A 20516-nucleotide genomic window follows, 5' to 3' on the forward strand; every position below is an offset into this window, starting at 1 on the left:
CTCTATTTTTTGTCGTTTTTTTGTTTTGGGGGTCGGGGGGGGGGCCCCCCCCCCCCACCCCCGCCCCCCCCCCCCCCCCCCGGTGGGGGGGGGGGGGGGGGGCCCCCGGGGGGGGGGGGGGGGGCCGCTTCGACCGGTGTCGGCGCCAGGGCGGTGCTGAATTGGGCGGCGCCTCCTGAGGCGACCCCCTCCGTCCGCTTCGCGGACACCTCCCCCTCGAGGAGGGAGGAAAGTGCGGCGTCGATATCGGCTTTTACAACACGGCCGTATGGGCCTGTGCCGGATACGGTGGAAAGAGCAATGCCCGCCTCACGAGCTAGGCGCCTGGCCAAAGGTGTCGCGCGGGCTTTCCCCTCCCCCTCGAGGGGAGGGTGGCCGGCCGCAGGCCGGTCGGGTGGGGTCGGTTCGACTGGGCTCGACGGTACAGGGGTGCCTCCTGAGGCAACCCCCTCTCTCGACTTCGTCGACATCTCCCCCTCGAGGGGGGAATTTGGCGCATAGCTTTCACCGTCGGCATAGATCCACGCGACGGCAGCGCCGACCGCGATATCGACACCTTCCTTGCCGCTGACATCGCGCAGCACGCCGCTGGCCGGCGCGTCGATTTCCATCGCCGCCTTGTCGGTCTCGATCTCGAACAGCACATCGCCCTTCTTGACGTGCGCGCCTTCCTCGGCGAACCAACGCGAGATCTGTCCGGTCGCCATGTCCATGTCGACCTTGGGAAGAATGACTTCGGTCGGCATTTCTCAGCGAACCCCTTTCACGAGGTCACGCGCAGCGGTGATGATGTCGGGAATTTGCGGCACCGTCGCCTTCTCGAGCTCCGGATTATAGGGGATCGGCGTTTCGGCGCCGCCCAGCCGCACGATCGGCGCATCGAGATAATCGAACGCTTCGCTCTCGGCGATCATGGCGCTGACCTCGGCGCCGATGCCCAGCGTCTTGACCGCTTCGTAGACGCATAGCAGCCGCGACGTCTTCTTGACACTGTCGATGACGGTCTGCTTGTCCATCGGCCGGATGGTGCGGAGATCGACGACTTCGACGTCGATGCCTTCGCTCTCCAGCGCGGCAGCCGCGTCGAGCGCCTTCTGCACCATGATCGAGGTGGCGACGATGGTCAGGTCGCGGCCCTCGCGGCGGATATCTGCCTTGCCGATCGGCACGGTGTAATAGCCTTCGGGCACCGGTCCCTTCATCTTGTAGAGCAGCTTGTGCTCGAAGATCATGACCGGATCGGGATCGGCGACCGCCGCCAACAGCATACCCTTGGCATCATAGGGGGTCGCCGGCTGGATGACTTTCAGACCCGGCACATGGCCGAGCCAGGCTTCCAGGCTCTGGCTGTGCTGAGCCGCCGCACCGGTGCCGGAACCGGCGGGAAAGCGCATCACCACGGGAACCGAAACCTCGCCGCCCAACATGAAGCGCATCTTGGCCGCCTGGTTGACGATCTGCTCCATGGCAAGCGTGGCGAAGTCGGAAAACTGGAACTCGAAGATCGGCCGCATGCCCGTGAGGGCAGCGCCCACCGCGACGCCCGCGCCGCCCAATTCCGAAATCGGCGTGTCGATGACGCGGTCAGCGCCGTAACGTTCGACCAGGTCGCCGGTGACCTGGAAGGCGCCGCCATAGACACCGATATCTTCGCCCATCAGGAAAACGCGTTCGTCCATGTCCATGGCGATCGCCATGGCTTCCTGGATCGCCTGGGCGTAGCTCAGTTCACGCACCATCGCGTCCATCACGCCTGCTCCGTATACACGTAATTTCCGGTCTCGCTGATATCGGGCGACGGGCTCGCCTTGGCGAACTCGATGCCCTCGGCGATCTCTTGCGCCACGGCATCGCGAATGGCCTCGATGCCCTTGTCGTCGATGAAGCCGAATTCCCTGAGCTCGCTTTCGAACAGGATGATCGGATCGCGGTTCGACATCCAGTCCTCGATCTCTTCCTTGGTGCGATAGCGGTTGCGGTCGCTCTTGGAATGGCCGCGATGGCGGTAGGTCTTGGACTCGATCAGCGTCGGCCCCTCGCCGGCGCGGGCTCGGGCGATAGCCTGATGAGACGCCTCGGCGACCTCGGAGAAGATGTTGCCGTTGACGATGACGCCCGGCATCGAATAGGCGGCGGCGCGCTCGGCGATGTTCTTGACCGCGGTCGAGCGGGCTGTCGATGTGGACATGCCATAGCCATTGTTCTCGCAGACGAAAATGACGGGCAGCTTCCAGACCGCCGCCATGTTGAGCGCCTCGTGGAAAGCGCCTTCATTGTTGGCGCCATCGCCGAAGAACGAGACCACGACCTTGCCGGTCTTCATCATCTTGGAGGACAATGCCGCCCCGACGGCGATCGGGATGCCGCCGCCGACGATGCCATTGGCGCCGAGATTGCCCTTGCCGACATCGGCGATGTGCATCGAGCCGCCACGGCCCTTGCAATAGCCTGTGGTCTTGCCGAAGAACTCGGCGAACATGCGCTTGACCTCGGCGCCCTTGGCAATGCAGTGGCCATGACCGCGATGCGTCGAGGTGATCTGGTCATCCTCGGCAAGAGGCATGCAGATGCCCATGGCGCTGGCTTCCTGGCCGATCGACAAATGCATGGTGCCGTGGATGAGGCCGCGCGTGTAGCACTCCTCCGCGCCCTCTTCGAAGCGGCGGATCAGGTACATCTTGTGGAGCACCTGCTTGAGCTGCTCGGCGCTGTACTGGCGGTAGACGAAGGGCAGATTGGCGCGACTGTCAGTGACGGCTTTGCTGGCTGTGGCCATGATCACGCTCCCACGGACCCATAGACGAGCTTGTCCTGGCGGGCGCGCAGTTCGGCGATCTTGGAGCCCGCCGCGGGCGCTGCATTCGCGTAGGTTATGAGCTCGCCCTTCTTGATCGGCGCGGTGACCGAGCCGCCCTGCAGCAGGCCGCAGGGAATGGCCTTGGCGGCGCGCGCCTCAGGTGTCGTCATGATCCAGGCGCGGTAGCAATATTCACCGATCGCATCCAGCTTCTCGCCGGGCTGCATGTCCTTCTTGGCCACGGCGGCGACTTCGGCCACCGGTTTGGCCAGCGGCACCATGTCGGCCTTGCCGTAGAGCACGACGCGCGCACAGGTCAGCGGCACTTCGAGCGAGGTCAGGTGATAGGGACGATGGAAAGTGAAATACGGGCCTTTGCCCATCTTCAAATCTTCCATACGCTCGGAGATGCGCGGATGCGACATGTCGGCAACGACGAAGACGCCGGGCGCGACACCCTTGCCGATCGAATAGTCGACGACGCCGACCCTCGACAGCACGCCGCCATCCTTCTGCGGCACCAGCACCTTGGATAGTTCGCCAAGCGTCGCCGCCGGCCCATGCATGCCGGCCTTGTCTGGCACCAGGCCGGTGGCATTGGCGATCGCCGCCATCTCGACCATGGTCTTGGAGCCGTCGACGAATTCGACCAGCATCCGCACATTCATGTGCCGGCGCTTGGCTTCCTCCTCATAGTCTGGGGGAATGGCGTCGATGTTGAGCGGGTTGTTCTTGCCCTTGCCGGCGGCAACGATCGGATGCCCCATGGCCGAAACGAACTCGATCAGCTCCATGCAGGAGGACGGCTCATCGCCGGCGCCCAGCGAATAGGTGACGCCGAGCCGGTCGGCCTCGCTCTTCAGATAGGCGCCGATGGTGACGTCGGCCTCGACATTCATCATCACCAGATGCTTGCCATGTTCCATGGCGCGCAGCCCGATCTCGGCGCCGACGGCGGGAACCCCGGTGGCGTCGATGACGACGTCGATCAGATCATTGTTGATGACAAGGCTGGCATCGTTGGTGACCGCCACCTTGCCGGCCTCCATCGCCGCCGTCATCGCCGACGCGTTCGACACCTCGCGCGCATGCCCGGTTTCCTGGAAGGCGATATCGACGGCCTTGCTGGCGGCAGGCAGGTTCAGTTCGGAAATGGCGCCGATCTCGATGCCCAACATATGGGCGACACGAGTGACGATGTCAGTTCCCATCTCGCCCGAGCCGATCAGGCCGATGCGGATAGGCTTGCCCGACTTGGCGCGTTCCTCGAGATCGCGGGCAAGGCCCGTCAACGAAACATTGGAAGCCATACCGCTCGTTCCTCCCATAATGCAGGCTTGTTCGATTGCCTGACGGGTATTGAACATCTGTATTTCTGTCAAGACTAATGTCCAGATTCTTGTGCTTTTTGGGCACTTTCACCACAGTCCAGCGGGACGAAAAAGAGGCTGGAAAACCTGATGCAGCGCAGTCGCCGTCAGTGCGCGGATGGGCATCGGTTGGAATCGTTCAGCTCAGCAAAGGCGCAGCCTGTTGCGCTGCCGTGCAATAGGCCGGCGCATGCGACTGGCGGCATCTTGGCCCTCGCGGGAAGTCCTGCTCAGTGTTCCGCGAAGCCGCCACGGGCAACCCGCCGCGTCGATCGGAAAATCATGGAAATGCACGACCACGCCATCCGCATCGATCAAGACCACGGCATAGGCGGGTGCTTTTCTGCTAGCGCCCAGCGGCACCAGCCGGCAAACGGAACGCTTGGATTACCCTCTACTGTGCCGTCCAGCCGCCGTCCATCGGCAAGGTCGTGCCGGTGATCTGCCTGGCCGCGTCCGAACACAGGAACAGCGTCAACGCAGCAAGCTCATCGACGGTGACGAATTCCTTGGTCGGCTGGGCAGCGAGCAGCACATCGTGCTTGACCTGTTCCTCGGTCATGCCGCGCGCCTTCATGGTGTCGGGAATCTGCCTTTCGACCAGCGGGGTCCAGACATAGGGTGGGCGACGCCTATTTGGCGATCTCGAGCAGGGACGATACCAGAAGCTCGCGCTCGTCTTTCGACAGGACATCCGAATCGAAGAGGTTCATGCTGCGCAATCCCTCGATGGCGAGATAGCAGATCAACAGCGATTTGAGGTCCGGCGTCTCGCCCTTCAGCCGCTCGAAAAGCTGCCGCTTGAAGGTCTTTATCGGCATCATGAAATCTGGATCCTCGGCGATGGCCGAGAAAATCCAGGACGCCGACGGCTGCTTTTCCTCGCAATCATTGGCTGACAGCCTGATGTAGACAGCCAGGGGATTTTCGTCCTTGTCATTTGTGCGGGCGGCTTCCAGTGCGTGCTCGAACTCACGCAGATAGCCTTCGACCAAACCTTGCATCAATTTGGCCTTGGTCGGGAAATTGTAGAGGAGCCCTCCCTTCGACACGCCGGCACGGCTGGCTACGGCATCCAGCGACAGGCTGCCTGGTCCGGATTCCCGGGCAACATCAGCCGCCGCGGCGAGAATCTTCTCGCGCGAATTCGGTCTTTGGGCTCTCATGGGGCCTCCCATCGCAAGCTTAGGCCCAATTGACAAGACCGTCCAGACGGTACAGGAAGACCGCCATTATTTGAAATCGGGACCCGCAGTCGATATGTGTCCCGATATCCGCGCTTCGCGCCGGATTTCGACTGAGGGGACTTCCTTGTTCAAGCGCATACTCCGTATCTTTATCATTGTTCTGGTTCTGGCTCTGCTCGTCGTTGTGGTCGGCGGCATCGTCGGCTTTAACTTCCTGCGCGACAACGGCATCAAGCAGTACTTCGCATCGATGAAGCCGCCGGCGGCAACCGTTTCGACGACCATCGCCAAGCCTTCGGCCTGGACGCCAGGCGTCGAGGCGATCGGTACGGTCAGGGCTGTGCGTGGTGTCGACCTGACGGTCGAGACCACCGGGATCGTCAAGGACATCCTTTTCCATGCCAACCAGAAGGTGGCCGACAATGCGGTTCTGCTGCAGCTCGATGACGCCGTCGAGCGCGCCGATCTCGACGCACAGAAAGCGCAGGCCGCGCTCGACCAGACCTCGCTGGCCCGCGCCATTGAACTGACCAGGCGTGGCGTCGGCTCCGACTCGACGCTAGACACGGCGCGTGCGGCGGCCTCGGCCTCGGCATCTCAGGTCACCAAGCTGCAGGCCGTACTCGAACAGAAGCAGCTGACGGCGCCTTTCGGCGGCACGGTGGGCATTCCGAAAATCGATATCGGCCAGTATCTGGCGCCCGGCACCGCCGTGGTGACATTGCAGGACCTCGACACGATGCGGGTCGATTTCTCGGTTCCCGAACAGCAACTCGCCTTGCTCAAGATCGGCCAGACGATTCGATTGGGCCTTGGCGGTGAGGACAGGCCATTCGCAGGCGCCATTCGTGGCATCGACCCGAAGATCGACTCGTCCAGCCGGCTGGTGAACATCCGGGCGGAAGTCGCCAATCCCGATGGCAAGCTGACCCCCGGCCAGTTCGTGCAGGTGCGTGTCGAACTGCCCGAAGAGCAGAACGTGCTGACGCTGCCGCAGACGGCGCTGACGACAAGCCTCTATGGCGACTACATCTTCGTGGTGCAGCCGGCCAAGCCTGCCGAGGCGGCCCCAGCCAGGCCGGAGGAAAAACCCGCCGCGCCGTCAGCCGACAAATCGGCGGAAGCCAAGCCTGCGGACACCAAGCCGGCCGATGCCATGAAGCCGGCGGCTGATGCAGCCAAGCCTGCCGCCGATGCGGCAAAACCAACCGACAAGGCTGCCGATCCGGCCAAGCCGGCGGCGGAAGGTGACAAGCCCGCGCTCGTGCTGTCGCAGGTGTTCGTCAAGCCCGGCCGCCGCAATCAAGGCATGGTCGAGATCGTCGAGGGGCTGAAGGCCGGCGACGAGGTCGTCACCGCCGGCCAGAACCGCCTCTTCAACGGCATGTCCGTCGTTGTGGACAACACCATCGACCCGACCAAATCGGCGAACAAGCAGGCCGAACAGCAATGAGCTTTTCAGATCTCTTCATTCGCCGGCCTGTTCTTTCGACGGTCCTTGCCTGCATGATCCTGCTCCTGGGTTTCCAGGGCATCTTCAACCTGTCGATCCGGCAGTATCCGAAGGTCGACGAAACCGCGATCACCATCACGACGGCCTATCCAGGCGCCAGCGCCGATCTGATCCAGGGCTTCATTTCCGCCCCGATCGCCCGCGCCGTCGCCTCGACCGAAAACATCGACTACGTCACCTCGTCCAGCCGCCCGTCCTCCAGCACCGTGACCGTGCAGATGAAGCTCGGCTCGAACCCCGACGTCGCGCTGACCGAAGTCCTGTCCAAGGTCCAGGGCGTGCGCGGCACCTTGCCGGACGCATCGAAGGACCCTGTCATCGTCAAGGGCACCGGCCAGCAGTTCGCGATGATGTACATCTCGATGCAGAACCCGAACATGACGAAGGAGCAGCTGACCGAGTATATCGAGCGCGTCATCAGGCCGCGCATGTCGACGGTCGAAGGCGTCGCCGACGTGCAGATCTTCGGCGCCCAGGAATACTCGATGCGCGTCTGGATCGATCCGGTCAAGCTTGCCGCGCGCGGCGTGACGGCCTCCGAACTGCTGACGGCGATCAACAATTCCAACTTCCTGTCGGCGCCCGGCAACACCCAGAACGAGTATGTCGTTTCCTCGATCACCGTACGCTCGACATTGCAGACGCCGGAGGCATTCGCCGAGCTGCCGCTGCGGTCGACTGACGGCAATGTGGTGCGGTTGCGCGACGTGGCTCGCGTCGAACTCGCGGCCGAGAACACCGACACCCGGGTCTCGTTCAACGGCAAACCCGGCACCTTCCTCGCCATCTTCCCGACGCCGGCGGCCAATCCGCTGACCACGGCGGCTGCGCTCACCAAGCTGGTGCCGCAGATTCAGGAGACGCTGCCGAAAGGCATGACGATCGAGGTCGTCTACGACGCGACCGGGCAGATCAGCGCTTCGATCGAAGAGGTGTTCAAGACCATCGCCGAGGCGGTTGCCATCGTCATCGTCGTCATCCTTCTGTTCCTTGGCTCCTTCCGGTCGGTGATGATGCCGATCATCACCATCCCGTTGTCGCTGATCGGCGTCTGTTTCCTTTTGTTTGCGGTGGGCTATTCGATCAACCTGCTGTCGCTGCTGGCCATGGTGCTGGCGATCGGCCTGGTCGTCGACGACGCCATCGTGGTGGTGGAGAACATCCATCGCCATATGGAAGAAGACCACATGTCGCCGATGCAGGCCGCGTTCAGCGGTATGCGCGAAATATCGTCGGCCATCATTGCCATGACCATGACACTGGCCGCCGTGTTCGCGCCGCTGGCCTTCACCGGCGGCCTGACCGGCGCATTGTTCCGTGAATTCGCAGTCACGCTCGCCGGCTCAGTGGTGCTGTCGGGCGTCATCGCCATCACCATCACCCCGATGATGTCGGCACGCCTCCTGAAGTCCGGCACGCCGGGCCGTTTCCAGCGCATTGTCGACGGCGCCTTCGCGCGCGTCGAGCATGTCTATGAACGCGCCGTCACCGGGTCGCTCAATTATCGCCCATTGACGCTGATCATCGTGCTTGCGCTTGTCGGCGTCACCGGCTTCATGTTCACCAAGACCTCGAGCGAACTGGCGCCGGAAGAGGACCAGGGCTTTCTGCTCTCGATTGTGACAGGGCCGCGTTATGCGACCTCCGATTACACCGAGACATACGTCAACCAGATCCTCGGCCTGGTGAAGGATATTCCCGAAACACGGGCGCAGTTCTCGGCCGTCGCCTTCGGCGGCACGACAAACAGCGCCTTCGTCGGCTATGCCTTCAAGGATTGGGCGGAACGCAAGCGCAATTCGAAGGAACTACAGGCCGACATCACGGCCCGTATCGCCAAAGTGGCCGGCGTCGAGGCCTTCGTCTTCGCGCCGCCGACGCTGCCCGGCTCTGGTGGCGGCCTGCCCATTTCCATGGTGGTGCGATCGACCGGCGCTTCCTCGGAAGTGTACGAGGTGGCCGAGCAGATCAAGAACAAGGCGCAAGCCTCCGGCCGCTTCATCGTCGTGCAGAATTCGATGGCTTATGACGCACCAGAGGTGACGGTGACCATCGACCGTGATCGCGCCGCGGCGTTGAACCTGCCGATCGCCGATATCGGCCGCACGCTGACCTTGCTGGTCGGCGGCGCCGAAGTGGCGCAGTTCGACCGTGACTCCAACAGCTACGACATCATCCCGCAGGTGCCGCAGGAGTTTCGCGACAACCCCGATAAGCTCGGCGAATACTTCGTACGCAGCGTGACGGGCGAGATGGTGCCGCTCTCGGCGGTGGTCAAGATTTCGAACAATGCGGCGCCGGCGGCAATCGAGCAGTTCAACCAACTGAATTCGTCGACGATTTCGGCGCTCCCGCTGCCCGGCGTCACCACCGGCGACGGGCTGAAGGCGCTGGAGGACATCGCCAAGGAGAGCCTGCCCGACACCTTCTTCCTCGACTATTCCGGTCAATCGCGGCAGGAAAAGGAACAGGGCAACACCATCCTGATCGCTTTCGCGGCGGCCGTTGTCGTCATCTATCTGGTGCTGGCGGCGCAGTTTGAAAGCTTTCGCGACCCCCTGATCATCATGATGGCGGTGCCGCTGTCGATCTTCGGCGCGATCGTGCCGCTCAATCTGGGCCTCGGCACGCTCAACATCTACACGCAGGTCGGCCTGATCACACTGATCGGTCTGATCACCAAGCACGGCATCCTGCTGGTCGAGTTCGCCAACCAGCAGCGTGAAAAGCATGGCATGCGACGGCGCGACGCCATCATCGCCTCGGCCAAGGTGCGCCTGCGGCCGATCCTGATGACGACGGCGGCGATGGCGCTCGGCGTGGTGCCGCTGATCACGTCCAGCGGCGCTGGTGCCGCGGCCCGCTATTCGATGGGCCTGGTCATCTTCACCGGCATCCTGGTCGGAACCCTGTTCACGCTCTTCGTCGTGCCCATGTTCTACACCTTCATCGCCAGCAAGGACCTGCCTCATTTGGCGGAGAAGCCGGATCCCAAGCTGATGCCGGCACTGCCGAGCTAGGGTGGGGCTTCCTGCCCGGAAATGCGCAGGACAAATGCAAAAGAAAAGAGGCCGGAAACTTTCCGGCCTCTTTTCTTTTTGGCTGGGCTCGATACCGCCGGTTTGAGCTGTACGCAATACCTCGGTTCGAGCCGTGCTCGATACCGCAGCGTTTTCCGGCGGGAGCCTTGAACGGCGCGGCAGCATGCTGACACGCCGTCGGTCACAGCCTGCTACTTGACGATGACGATGCTGGTGTTGGTCGCCCCGAAGGTTTCGACGAGCTGGTAGAAATCGGCGGCGTTGTCGGGGTGCAGCCGCACGCAGCCATGCGAAGCCGGCTGGCCGAGGCGCTTGATCGCATAGGTCGCGTGCACCGCATAGCCGCCGCTGAAGAAGACTGAGTGCGGCATCGGGGCGTTGTCGTATTTCTTCGAATACCACATTTCATGCATGCGGGTCGGCTTGAACGAGCCGGTCGGCGTCACATGGGCCCGGTCGCCGGTGGAGACTTTCCAGGCGAAGGTCGGCCGGCCGTCGACGGAGACTTCCATGATCTGCTGCGAAAGCGAAACGCGCGCCACGATCTTGTTGGCGGCGTGCGCCGCACCCGAGCCGGCGCCGAGCAGCAGTGCTGCACCAGTCAAGGCAGCGGCGGTGATGTTGATAAGTTTGGCGGAAATGGCGGTATGCATGATGAAGTTCCCTCTCTCTGCCGGTTGGTCCGGCTCCAATTTCGATGGCCGCTTATCCCAACGTCATGTTTCGAGAAGATTTCGCAAAATGCTCGCTTCTGTTTCGAATCTGTTTCCACCGGTTAACAAACGTCCCTCTTATAGATGGGGTTGGACACGCTCGGCAGGCCCCGCCAGCAAAGACCAGCGGCGGGAACATGAGTATCCGCCTCCAAACGAAAGTGCGAATTGCATCATGTGAAAGAACAGTCGTCGACATCGAAACCAACCTGCAACAAAGCGCGGCTCCGAGCGGCATGATCCGGATACGGGGTGCGGGCAAAGTTGACGCAACGAAAACAGCCGGAAACGAACATGGGAACGAAATCGAACGCGCTGTCCTGGCTTCTCAGGATCAGCATCGCGGCAACGGTCATCGGCGGCGTCGGCACGGTTGCCGGCACCCCGCTGACAAGCCTCGGCGCGATGACATCAGGCGAGATTTCGACGCTGCATGCCGCACTGTTTTTCGCCACGGTCTGGATTGTTTCCAGCCTGCGCATCGCCCGGCTAAAGGCCCTCTGGCGGGTCGGCCTTAGGCTGACGGGTTTGCGCGGCGCCTCCGGCAACTTGCTGCCGAGAGGACCGAAGGCCCGCGCCGCGACGGGGGGCTCCGTGGGCGGCGCGGGCACTTCGGGGGTATCCTGAAGCGGCCCGCAACAGGTTCATTTTTGAAGAATTGGCATTTGGGGAACTGCGACGATGAAAACGAAATTCGCTGCTTCGGTGCTGTCCGCACTGCTTTACGCCCAGGGCCTGCTCGGCTTTGCCGGTCTTGCTACCGTGCTCCTCAGGGACCGCGCCCATGCAAGCGAACTCACCATGGGCAGTGACATGCCGGTGGGGCCATCGCTTCTGCTGGTACGCTGAGCGTCAAGAGCATCGGGCCCAGAGATGGAAAATCCGATGCCCTACAAAAGGGATTGCGCCAGTACCCGGCGGTCAGTCGGCGAATTGCCGCGGCGGATCGAACCGGTAGCCGGCGCCACGTATTGTGGTGATGGTGTCGGTGTCGAGCTTGCGGCGCAGCCGCACGATGCGCGAATCGATCGACCGATCGAAGGCGTCGGCGTTTTCGGCCGGTGCCGCGGCGATGATATCATCGCGCGTCAGCACCTTGCGCGGACTGGCCAGGAACAACCTGAGCAGCGCCACCTGACCGGGCGAAAGCTGTTCCTCGGAGCCGGAGCGATGCATGACCATGGCCGATCTCAGATCGACGGTCGCGTTCTCCAGCACGATCAGTTCCTGGGTGCCCCTGCCGCGGCGCGAAAGAAGGCCGCCGACACGAGCGGCCAGTTCACGGACATTGAGCGGGCTCTCGACGACGTCGGCCGCACCAAGCTCCAGCGCCAGCACCTTGTCGACAAGATCGGCCGGCCGGCAGATCAGGATGAAATCCGGCCCGCCCTCGCCGCCTCCTCCTTGGCCGCCATAACGTCTGAGCAGGTCGCGCCCCTCCGCCTGGCTGAGGCTGTCGCCGACGACGACGACGTCGATGCCCTTTCCCGACAGCAGCGATTCGGCCTCCCAGGGCTGGCGCGCCTGATGCACGTCGTGGCCGCGCCGCTCGAGATGGTCGGCGAGTTCGGTCGCCACCACTTCGGCTACCGAAACAAGCGCAATAACGGATCGTGCGGCCATATTTTCCAACCGTTCCCTGGCAACCCGGATATGAGTGCTGGACATGATGTTTATACCCAATCTACTTTCCACTGAAAGTGGGAGCGAAAGCATCGTGCGGGCAAGAATTGTTATCGTCGAGGACGAGCCCGATTTAAGGGATGCGGTTGCCGAATACCTCGAAGCCGCGGGCTATGAAGTGGTCACCGCCGAAAGTGCTGCCGCCGCGCGCAGCCTCGTTGAAACGCAATCGTTTCATCTCGCCATTCTCGACATCGCCATGCCCGGCGAGGACGGCCTCTCGCTCGGCCGCTGGCTGCGTTCGAAACTGCCGATCGGCATCATCTATGCGACCGCGGCCGGCACCGCGCTCGACCGCATCGTCGGGCTGGAACTCGGTGCCGACGACTACATCGTCAAGCCCTACGAATTGCGCGAAGTGCTGGCCAGGGTGCGCAGCGTGTTGCGCCGCGTTCCCCAGCCGAAGGAGCTCCAGGACAAGAAGGCCGGGACGGATCGCCGTTCCGTTGCGTTCGGGCCCTTTCAGGCCGATCTCGACGGCAGGCTGGTCACCGGTGCCAATGGCGCGGTGATCGACATGGCCAAGAGTGAGTTCGACGTGCTGGAGATTTTCCTCACCCGCGCCAACCGGCTGCTGACCCGCGCCGCTATCTCCGAGGCGATCGGTTTCACCGAAGATCCGGAATCGTCGCGCGCGGTCGACATCCGCATCATGCGGCTGCGCAAAAAGATCGAGGCCGATCCCGCCAATCCGAAATTCCTGCGCACGGTGCGCGGCGAGGGCTATATCTTCTCGCTGCCGACCGGCGACGGCAACTGAGCACCGGGCCAGAAGGATTCGGCTGCTCGCCAGCCGGAATTGGCACGACTCCGAATTGGCGCGACTCCGGAATGACAGCACAAGATGATCGCTGAAGCAGCAAGCACCGATATGCAAGGGTTCAGGCAGGGCGCGGCGATGGCGGCCGTGCGCGTCGTTCGCCGGCTGCGCGAGGCCGGCGACTGGCAGCGCGAGATGGACGGCATACTGGAAACGCTCTGCCGGGCCATGGATTGCCAGCGCGGCATCCTGTTTCGCTTGCGCGAACTGCCAGGCCAGGGCTTCGCCCAATCCGTCGCCGCCTATTGGATCGACCCTCTTTTCGGCGGCGAGCTGGCGTCGCCAACCGTCATCATGCAATCGATCGTCAATTCCGACCCCCTGCTGGAGCGGCTTGCCGAGGACGAGAGGCAGGGCAAGATCTTCGCCGGCCATACGCGCGACCTCGAAGGCTTCCTGAGGACCGATTTCGAGAAGCAGAACATCAAGTCGTTCCTCTCGGTCTCGGTCTTCGCGCATGGCCATCTCTGGGGCACGCTGGCGGTCAATGACTGCGTCAGCGAGCGTGCATGGACCGACGAGGAAGAGGCGACGCTGCACATCATCGCCCTGGCTATCGGCGACGCCATCGAGCGCTCGCCCTCCGACGCCCATGCCAGCGAGGTCATTCGCCGCACTATGCTGCAGGCCTCGCTCGATGCCATCGTCGTCATCGACGAGACCGGCTCGATCATCGAATTCAATCCGGCCGCCGAGAAGATGTTCGGCTTCCAGCGCAGCGACATTCTCGGCAAGGATCTGCTCGATACGATCGTGCCGATCTATTACCGCAAGGGCTATGCTTCGGGGGCCGAATACATGTCCGGCCGCGGCGCGCCGATGGTCGGCCAAAGGCTCGAGACGGTGACCCAGAATGCCGCCGGCGAAGTGTTCCCGATCGAGCTGACGGCGACCGAGATGCGGGTCGCCGACCGCCGCCTGATCTTCGGCTCCATCCGCGACCTACGCGACAAATTGCGTGCGGAGGAGGAAATCGGCCGGCAGCGCGAGAAGCTGCACCAGAACGAGAAGATGGCGGCGATGGGTTCGTTGCTGGCCGGCGTATCGCACGAGCTCAACAATCCCCTGGCCGTGGTTGTGGCGCAATCGACGCTGCTGCACGAATTCGCTTCCGATCCGCAGACCAAGGTGCGCGCCGAGAAAGTCCGCGCTGCGGCCGAGCGCTGCGGCCGCATCGTCAAGAGCTTCCTGTCGATGGTCCGCCTCCATCCCGCGGCACAGGCCGAGACCGACCTGAACCAGGTGATCCGGTCGGCACTCGAAGTGACCGCCTATGGCGCGCGCTCAAGCGGCATCGTCATCGACACCGATTTCGCCGCCGGCCCGCTGCTGGCCATGGCCGACGCCGATCATGTAACGCAGGTAGCGGCCAACTTCCTCATCAACAGCCAGCACGCCTTGGCTGGCATTGCCGGTGACCGGCTGATCAAGGTGCGGACGTTCCGCAGCGACCGCGGTCATCCCTGCTTCTCGGTCGAGGACAATGGGCCCGGCGTGCCGGAAGCGATCCGCGGCCGCATCTTCGAATCCTATTTCACCACCAAGCCGGTCGGCGTCGGCACCGGCATCGGCCTGTCGATCTCGAAATCGATCATCGAGCGGCACAATGGCAATGTCTGGTTCGAGGAAGTGCTCCCGAGAGGCGCGCGTTTCGTCGTCCAGCTGCCGGCCATCGTGGCCGGCCTCGCCACCGCCGGCGACAACCAGCCGCGATCGAGCGGCCTGCGCCATGCCTTGATCATCGACGACGAGCCGGATGTCGCCGGCTCGCTCTCCGACATACTCGAACTGATGGGCATCAAGTCGCGGATCGTTCCTGTCTGGGAATCGGCCGCCGCCACTTTGAGCGGCCACATGCCGCCGGACATCGTCTTTTCGGACCTGCGCATGCCCGGCGTCAGCGGCATATCGATCTATCGCGAGCTGCTCGCCGAAAAGCCTGACCTGGCGCGGCGTTTCGTGCTGGTTACAGGCGACCTGATCGGTGCGAAAGCCGAAATCGAGGCCCTGCCGGCACAGCAGCGGCCGCAGATCCTGGAAAAGCCGTTCAGCACGCTTGATGTGCGCAGTGTGCTGTCCGCCATTGCCGAACAGGCGGCCTTTAAAGAATAAAAAGAGGCCCCCGGGGGGCGGGGGCCGAAGAAGAGCGCGCTGGAGGGAGCGCTCGGGGAGTCCAGAACATGATCCCAAAACGGGAACGGTTTCGGATCAGGCTACGATAAAATCAGAAAATATTCGGCGTGTCGGCCAACGGTGCGGCAGTGGCGATCATGCGGATGGCGCGGCTCTTGTGTGTTCCGGACTGTTCGGCGATTGCGCGCAGGCAGTCGATACTCTCGGCACCCCAGGTCTGGCCCTTGCAGGCGAAGTCGGTCACCGGTACCGGCAGACGCGCGATCCTGGTCGTCGTCTGCGCCCCGTCGATGAGATTGGACGGCGGATTCAACGAAGCGAAGGCCGGCCCGATTGTCGGCGTGAACGCCATGCCGACGAAGGCGCAAGCAGCCAGCACCATGAACATCGCCATGGGGTGGTCGCTGGCCCGCTGGCGCAGCGCCAGTTTCGGACGGCGGTCATTGCGCTCTGGAGCCTGAAGGCGGCTCTCGCCGCGGATCGTCTGGATTTTCGCATGCATTGCCTTCCCCTTCGCTGATTTTCTTTTGGCGGTGAAATGAACTTATCCGCACTTTGTAACGACGATGGGGTGGCGAAGGACTGGCACTGTAACCAATTCGAAACAGCATTCGGGCGAAGTCGGGCAAAATCGGGCATAGCTTCGACGGCGCTCGGGCTCGAGGCGCAACCTGACCGATCTTGCCAAACAGTTTTTCGAAAAGACCAGGCTCAGACCGGAGCTTGAAGTTCGGCAATGATCTTGTGCGCGGCGATACGCCCGGCAATGATGGCGCCCTCGACATACCCCGGAAACGACGGCGAGAGTTCAGAACAGGCGAGATACACCGGGGGTGCGCCGGCAAGGATCGTTCGCTCGGCATCTCTTGCTGTCACGTCGACAACAAGATCGCTGTACGCGCCGCCGCTCCAGCGATCTCTTACCCAGTCACGCAAACTGAAATCGATGACGTCGCCGGCACTCGGGCCGAGGGCTGCCTCCAACCGGCCGGTCACCTCCGCACGCAGTTCCACCTCACCGAGGTCGCGCCAGCGCAGCGCGAGCGACCCGCCGACGAACACGACGAGCGCGGCATGCTCCACATCCTTGCCGGCGTCGCAGGCAAACAGTCCCGGCGGATCGAGCCACATCACCATGCCGTTCAAATCCCGCCCGCGCCAAAACGGTTTGGCATAGCGCACCAGGATCTTGATAGCCGCGCCGCTTTTCCAGGCGCCGAGCGCCCGCCCCAGTCCAGCTGGCAAGGCGGGGGCAAAGGCGAGCTCCGTCACCGTCGCCGGGGGGACGGCAACCAGAACCGTGCGCGCCTCGATGGCACCCCCGGCCGAAACGACAAGAACACCTTGCGAACTGTGCTCGATGCGCGTGACCGGCTCGCTGAGCCGCAACCGATCACTGAGGTCGCGGGCCAGATCGTCGGCCAGTGAATGCATGGTTTCGCGCACAAAATATTGCAGCTCCGGCACCTCGTTGGTGACGCGTCGGTCATTGTCGATCAGATACCAGAGAGGAATCTGATCCAGCGCCATGCACCAGAGACCTTCGATCATCGAACGGAAGACGGCCCTGGCATCGGCCGAATCGCGCTGGCGGGCAAGCCAGTCGGCAACGGTCAGTCCGGCAATCGAGACGTCGTCCGGATCGACCCCGTTCATGCGCTCGCGGATTGCCATTGCCGCGTCATAGATCCGCTCTGCTCGTTGTACGGACATCGTCGGCTGGGTGATGAAATCGCCATCGACATAGGTTTCAACCAGCGTCTTGCCGCGCGACTCGATCAGCGCCATCAATTCCGGCATGTCCTCGCACAGGAACTGGCCGCCACTATCGATCCGTTCGCCAAGTCCGTTCAGTCGGGACTCGACGCGTCCGCCGACCCGGTCGCGTGCTTCGAGCAGAATGAAATCGATGCCGGCCTTCTTCATCTCGAGCGCCGCCGACAGGCCTGTGAAACCCGCACCTACGATGACGACATCGGTTCGCTCGAATTCGCCGCCCTCATCCGTGGAGGTCTTCAGCATTGCCGGCTATCCACCCAATCGCATCCGGCTTCCACCGACGAAGTATGTTTTGTCGACATATGCCGGCGGGCCGCACGCGCCATGCCGCAGGCTGTCTCTAACCTATCGTTTTCTCGAGCATATTGAGCCAGTTGCGATAGGCGATTTTTTCGATCAGTGCGCGGCCGAAACCGCGTGCCGCCAATGCATCGATCAGCTTCGGCAGGCCGGCGACATCCCCGATGACGGCCGGGATCATGGCGCCGTCGAAATCGGAGCCAAGACCAACGCCGTCCTCACCCAGCGCCTGCAGCAGCGAATCGATATGCCGCACCATGATGTCGAGGCTTGTGTCGGCATTCATGCGACCATCCTCGCGCAGGAAGCCGGTTGCGAAGTTCAGCCCGACCATGCCGCCGGTTTCGCGGATCGCGCCGAGCTGCCAGTCGGTCAAGTTGCGCGAATGGCCGCAGATCGCGTGCACGTTGGAATGGGTCGCGACCAGCGGCGCATCGCTGAGCGCCGCGACATCGCGAAAGCCCTTCTCGTTGAGATGCGAGAGGTCGATCATGATCTTCAACTGGTTGCAGGCCTTGACCAGCGCCTTGCCGGCATCGGTCAGGCCGGGGCCGGTGTCGGGCGAGGACGGGAAGCGGAACGGCACGCCGTGGCCGAAGGCGTTCGGCCGGCTCCAGACGATGCCGAGCGAGCGCAGGCCGGCTTCATGCAGCACGTCGAGCATGGTGAGCTCGGGATCGATCGCCTCGACCCCTTCGATGTGGAACACCGCGGCGATCGAGCCTTGCGCCATGGCACCGCGCACATCGCCGGCGCTGCGGCAGACGGTGAGCGCTCCGGCCCGTTCCAGCCTGAACAGGATCGAGGCCATCGCGATGGTCGAGGTCAGCGCCTCATTGCGCGGAACCTCGGGCGGCAGCGGCTCGGCGGCACTCGGCGCCAGGGGCACGGCGCCGCGCCTGGATTTGTCGACAGGCGGCGGAAAGATGGCGAACATGCCGCCGGCGAAGCCGCCGGCTTTGGCACGCGGCAGGTCGATATGGCCGCCCGATTTCCCCTCTATGAACAGCTTTTCGACATCCGTGTCTTTCGACTGGTAAAGTCTGAGCAACGTATCGTTGTGGCCGTCGAAGACGGGAACGAGATCGGTTTCGGTCATAGGGGATCATTCGGTTCGTTTGTCGGCAAGGGGCTGAGATATATCATATCGACTTAGGCAGGATGCGCTACCCGCACAAATGCCAAAGTCATCCCCGTGGGGATCGCAGCCGCTTTCCGCACCGTTTCCAAGCGACGAAACCCCTATTGCTTCAGCACGTCGGCCCATTCCTGATGGCGGCGAAACTGGGCGTTGGCGAACGGGCAGAGCGGGATGATCTTCTTACCCGCCGCACGCGCATCCTCGACGGCGCGGGTGACGAGGCGAAGCCCGGCACCCTGGCCGCGAAAGACGTCCGGCACCTCGGTGTGGTCGATGATGATCTGGTGCTCACCGATCTTGGTGAAGGTCATCTCGGCCTCGGCGCCATCGGGTCCACGCAGGACATAGCGGCCCTTGGAACCGCGATCCTCAAGTTCGATCTCAGGCAGTTGGTCAGGCATCGCTATGCTCCTTGGGCAGCATCGGCAAAGAACCGCCGTGCCGCCTCGATCTCGTTTGGCCGCACCTCGTGCCCGCCATCGTGCCATTCCACTGTGACATCGGCGCCGTCGGCACGCAAATATGCCTCGAGTCGCGTGGTCAGGTTCGGCGGGCAGATCGGGTCGCGCTTGCCGGCGGTCATCAGAATATGGCGGCCGGCGAGACTGCCCTTCACCTGCGGCTCGAACGGGATCAGCGGATGCATCAACACCGACGCGTCGAACAGCGCTGGAACCGCGAACACCACCGAGGCCAGGACATTCGCGCCGTTGGAATAGCCGAGACCCAGCACGGCCGATGGCTTCGCTGCTTCGACATGGGCCGCCTCGACATGAGCTTTGACGAAGCCCGCCATCCTGATCGTCGCCCGTGCCAGATCCTCCATGTCGTAGACGCCCTCGCCGGCGCGGCGAAAGAAGCGCGCGGCACCCTGTTCGGACACATCGCCGCGCGGCGAGATGATGGTTGCCTGGGGCGCGAGATCGCGCCCCAGCGACAGAAGCTGGTTCTCATCGCCGCCAGTGCCATGGAAGACGAACAGCAGCGGACCGCCCGGCGAACCGGGCAGCAGCTTGTGGATGTAAGCGTCCTTGCTCATGACCTCAGCCTTCCAGTCTCTGCAGATGCTGTTCCAGATACGGCCGCAGGTGCTGGTGCTGCGACGGCAGCTTCAGCGCTTCGCCCAGATGAGCGGTATCCTCGTCGCGATCGAAACCCGGCTCGTTGGTGGCGACTTCGAACAGCACGCCACCCGGAGTGCGGAAATAGATCGCCCAGAAGTAGTCGCGATCGATGACCGGCGTCACCCCATAGCCGGTGTCCATCAACGCCTTGCGTACCTCAAGCTGCCTGGCGCGGTTCTCGACCGCGAAGGCGACGTGATGGACAGAGCCGGCACCGAGATCGGCGAAGGCCGTGCTCGGCAGCGATTCGATGTCGATGACGTCGGCGCCATTGCCGTTCTTCACCGCCAGCCGCTTGAGATTGCCGGACTTGTCGACTTCCTCATAGCCCATGAACTTCAGCAGCTCCTCAGTGGCGCCGCCATCCTTCAGCCGAAGCGACACCGAGTGAAAGCCACGGATCGCCTCGTCCGTGGGAACACCGCCCTTCGCCCAGGGTGCTCTTGCGTCGGCCTTGTCCTCGACCAGCGCGAAACCGTCGCCATCCGGTCCGGCAAAGGCCAGACGCTTCTCGCCGAATGTCTCTTCACGCGACAGGCCGGTGACGCCCTCATCGGCAAAACGGCTTTCCCAATAGCCAAGCGTGCCTTCCGGCACCGAGTAGACGGTGGTTCCGACTTCCCCGACGCCATGCCGGCCCTTGCCGATGTCGGGAAAAGGGAAATAGGTCATCACCGAACCCGGCGTGCCGGCCTCGTCACCATAATAGAGGTGGTAGACGTCGGGCGCGTCGAAATTGACGGTCTTCTTGACCCGGCGCTGGCCGAGTTTCCTGGTGAAGAATTCGTTGTTCTGGCGGGCATCCCTGGCCATCGACGTGACGTGATGCAGGCCCTTGATCTGGTCGAGCATTGTCTTGCTCCTTCCTTGGTGCATGTGCGGCCCTCGCCGCTGTCCACGCCAATATGAGGACCA

Annotated in this window: 18 protein-coding genes and 2 pseudogenes; 6 read left to right on the top strand and 14 right to left on the bottom strand. The window is 63.1% G+C overall.

Annotated features, from left to right (window positions below; translation table 11 throughout):
• Positions 1-89: 89 nt before the first annotated feature.
• The 6 genes and pseudogenes from AC0L3E_RS07980 to AC0L3E_RS08005 form a co-directional block, all read right to left on the bottom strand.
• Positions 90-746: pseudogene (locus AC0L3E_RS07980) on the bottom strand (biotin/lipoyl-containing protein); the annotation flags it as partial.
• Between the two features lie 3 nt (positions 747-749).
• Positions 750-1748, bottom strand: a complete 999-nt coding sequence (locus AC0L3E_RS07985; RefSeq protein ID WP_127267172.1) for an alpha-ketoacid dehydrogenase subunit beta — start codon at positions 1746-1748, stop codon at positions 750-752.
• On the bottom strand, positions 1748-2776 hold the full coding sequence (locus AC0L3E_RS07990; protein WP_127321726.1) for a thiamine pyrophosphate-dependent dehydrogenase E1 component subunit alpha: 1029 nt from the start codon (positions 2774-2776) through the stop codon (positions 1748-1750). The genes AC0L3E_RS07985 and AC0L3E_RS07990 overlap by 1 nt, the downstream gene beginning before the upstream one ends.
• Before the next feature lie 2 nt (positions 2777-2778).
• On the bottom strand, positions 2779-4107 hold the full coding sequence (locus AC0L3E_RS07995) for an NAD(P)H-dependent oxidoreductase (protein WP_473604581.1): 1329 nt from the start codon (positions 4105-4107) through the stop codon (positions 2779-2781).
• A 454-nt stretch (positions 4108-4561) separates the two neighbouring features.
• Positions 4562-4804 (bottom strand): annotated as a pseudogene (locus AC0L3E_RS08000) (SDR family oxidoreductase); the annotation flags it as partial.
• Positions 4800-5333: a TetR/AcrR family transcriptional regulator gene (locus tag AC0L3E_RS08005; protein ID WP_023811021.1), complete on the bottom strand. Its 534-nt coding sequence runs from the start codon at positions 5331-5333 to the stop codon at positions 4800-4802. The gene AC0L3E_RS08005 and the pseudogene AC0L3E_RS08000, both read right to left, overlap by 5 nt.
• Positions 5334-5478: 145 nt before the next feature.
• Here AC0L3E_RS08005 and AC0L3E_RS08010 point away from each other — a divergent pair, with 145 nt between their 5' ends.
• Both AC0L3E_RS08010 and AC0L3E_RS08015 read left to right on the top strand, forming a co-directional pair.
• Positions 5479-6807, top strand: a complete 1329-nt coding sequence (locus AC0L3E_RS08010) for an efflux RND transporter periplasmic adaptor subunit (RefSeq protein WP_473604582.1) — start codon at positions 5479-5481, stop codon at positions 6805-6807.
• The gene (locus AC0L3E_RS08015; RefSeq protein WP_127272041.1) at positions 6804-9887 is read left to right on the top strand and encodes an efflux RND transporter permease subunit; all 3084 of its coding nucleotides are present in this window, start codon (positions 6804-6806) and stop codon (positions 9885-9887) included. Before AC0L3E_RS08010 ends, AC0L3E_RS08015 begins: the two co-directional genes overlap by 4 nt.
• Before the next feature lie 212 nt (positions 9888-10099).
• Here AC0L3E_RS08015 and AC0L3E_RS08020 read toward each other — a convergent pair whose 3' ends face one another.
• A complete protein-coding gene (locus tag AC0L3E_RS08020; RefSeq protein WP_023811018.1) occupies positions 10100-10561 on the bottom strand; it encodes a L,D-transpeptidase in 462 nt (153 codons plus the stop codon).
• A gap of 354 nt (positions 10562-10915) precedes the next feature.
• Here AC0L3E_RS08020 and AC0L3E_RS08025 point away from each other — a divergent pair, with 354 nt between their 5' ends.
• The gene (locus tag AC0L3E_RS08025; protein WP_127330363.1) at positions 10916-11248 is read left to right on the top strand and encodes a hypothetical protein; all 333 of its coding nucleotides are present in this window, start codon (positions 10916-10918) and stop codon (positions 11246-11248) included.
• A 54-nt stretch (positions 11249-11302) separates the two neighbouring features.
• A complete protein-coding gene (locus AC0L3E_RS08030; protein ID WP_081738724.1) occupies positions 11303-11470 on the top strand; it encodes a hypothetical protein in 168 nt (55 codons plus the stop codon).
• A gap of 72 nt (positions 11471-11542) precedes the next feature.
• On the opposite strand, the gene AC0L3E_RS08035 is transcribed toward AC0L3E_RS08030, so the two are convergent.
• The gene (locus tag AC0L3E_RS08035) at positions 11543-12244 is read right to left on the bottom strand and encodes a response regulator transcription factor (RefSeq protein ID WP_127271440.1); all 702 of its coding nucleotides are present in this window, start codon (positions 12242-12244) and stop codon (positions 11543-11545) included.
• 46 nt (positions 12245-12290) lie between these two features.
• Here AC0L3E_RS08035 and AC0L3E_RS08040 point away from each other — a divergent pair, with 46 nt between their 5' ends.
• Together AC0L3E_RS08040 and AC0L3E_RS08045 are read left to right on the top strand one after the other, a co-directional pair.
• On the top strand, positions 12291-13064 hold the full coding sequence (locus AC0L3E_RS08040) for a response regulator (RefSeq protein ID WP_206631195.1): 774 nt from the start codon (positions 12291-12293) through the stop codon (positions 13062-13064).
• Positions 13065-13148: 84 nt separating this feature from the next.
• The gene (locus AC0L3E_RS08045) at positions 13149-15236 is read left to right on the top strand and encodes an ATP-binding protein (RefSeq protein WP_164893022.1); all 2088 of its coding nucleotides are present in this window, start codon (positions 13149-13151) and stop codon (positions 15234-15236) included.
• 112 nt (positions 15237-15348) lie between these two features.
• On the opposite strand, the gene AC0L3E_RS08050 is transcribed toward AC0L3E_RS08045, so the two are convergent.
• The 6 genes from AC0L3E_RS08050 to AC0L3E_RS08075 form a co-directional block, all read right to left on the bottom strand.
• Positions 15349-15759, bottom strand: a complete 411-nt coding sequence (locus AC0L3E_RS08050) for a hypothetical protein (protein WP_127321947.1) — start codon at positions 15757-15759, stop codon at positions 15349-15351.
• 209 nt (positions 15760-15968) lie between these two features.
• The gene (locus AC0L3E_RS08055) at positions 15969-17279 is read right to left on the bottom strand and encodes a flavin monoamine oxidase family protein (RefSeq protein WP_473604583.1); all 1311 of its coding nucleotides are present in this window, start codon (positions 17277-17279) and stop codon (positions 15969-15971) included.
• 97 nt (positions 17280-17376) lie between these two features.
• Entirely contained in the window at positions 17377-18435 is a 1059-nt protein-coding gene (locus tag AC0L3E_RS08060; RefSeq protein WP_473604584.1) for a dipeptidase, read from the bottom strand.
• A gap of 143 nt (positions 18436-18578) precedes the next feature.
• Positions 18579-18878: a GNAT family N-acetyltransferase gene (locus tag AC0L3E_RS08065; RefSeq protein WP_127322535.1), complete on the bottom strand. Its 300-nt coding sequence runs from the start codon at positions 18876-18878 to the stop codon at positions 18579-18581.
• A gap of 2 nt (positions 18879-18880) precedes the next feature.
• Positions 18881-19516, bottom strand: a complete 636-nt coding sequence (locus AC0L3E_RS08070) for an alpha/beta hydrolase (RefSeq protein WP_352582002.1) — start codon at positions 19514-19516, stop codon at positions 18881-18883.
• Between the two features lie 4 nt (positions 19517-19520).
• Positions 19521-20453, bottom strand: a complete 933-nt coding sequence (locus AC0L3E_RS08075; RefSeq protein ID WP_352582001.1) for a VOC family protein — start codon at positions 20451-20453, stop codon at positions 19521-19523.
• Positions 20454-20516: the final 63 nt, after the last annotated feature.

Source organism: Mesorhizobium sp. WSM4822 (assembly GCF_055811155.1).